The following is a 777-nucleotide window of genomic DNA, read 5'->3' on the forward strand; positions in this document are numbered from 1 at the left end:
CAAAAAAATCACCAAATTTACTGTCGTTGGCAGTACAAATACAGTGACACCAACTGTCGTGAATCAATTGAAAAATCCTGTCGTTGGCAAAAAAGTATTCATTGACCCAGGTCATGGCGCTCATGATTCAGGAGCGGTAGGCTACGGATTATATGAGAAGAACTTAAACTTAGATGTAGCCAAACGTCTAAATACAAAGTTAAACAACGCAGGTGCACTTGTGACGATGTCAAGAACATCAGACACATTCGACAGTCTTCAAACACGGGTGAGCAAAGGTGCGTCAGCAAATGCAGATATCTTCATCAGTGTCCATGCGAACTCAAATGATAACAGCAGTGCAAATGGAACTGAAACGTATTATGACAAAACATATGCGGCAACAAACAGCTTGAAGCTCGCGCAAAATATTCAGCCTAAAATGGTCAGTGCATTAGGCACAAGAGACCGTGGCGTGAAGACAGCTGCCTTCTACGTCATTAAATATTCTAAGATGCCAAGTGTTCTCTTAGAAACTGGTTTTGTTTCCAGTCCAGTTGATTCAAATATTTTGAAATCCGCTACTTATAAAGATCGATTGGCGTCAGGTATTTCAAGCGGTGTTTCAGGCTATTTTAGATAAGAAAACATACAGATGAGGGGTGCTGGATACACCTCTTAGGCTGCTCGAGAAACGACTCTCGGCAGCCTTTTTTCAAAAGTACATGAAGTGTTTCCATGGGTTCCAGGATGAAAGGTTCAAAACCAAGGAGGTTGACTTCATGCGTTCTTATATCA

The 777-nt window shown here is 41.4% G+C and carries 1 protein-coding gene; it reads left to right on the forward strand.

The window, feature by feature from the left end; translation table 11 throughout:
- A partial coding sequence (locus V7659_RS31620) for an N-acetylmuramoyl-L-alanine amidase family protein (RefSeq protein ID WP_335543928.1) occupies window positions 1-622 on the forward strand: 622 nt, incomplete at its 5' end.
- Between the last annotated feature and the right edge of the window lie 155 nt (window positions 623-777).

The sequence above is a fragment of the Neobacillus drentensis genome (assembly GCF_036966985.1).
In the GTDB taxonomy this organism is placed as follows: domain Bacteria; phylum Bacillota; class Bacilli; order Bacillales; family Cytobacillaceae; genus Neobacillus; species Neobacillus drentensis_E.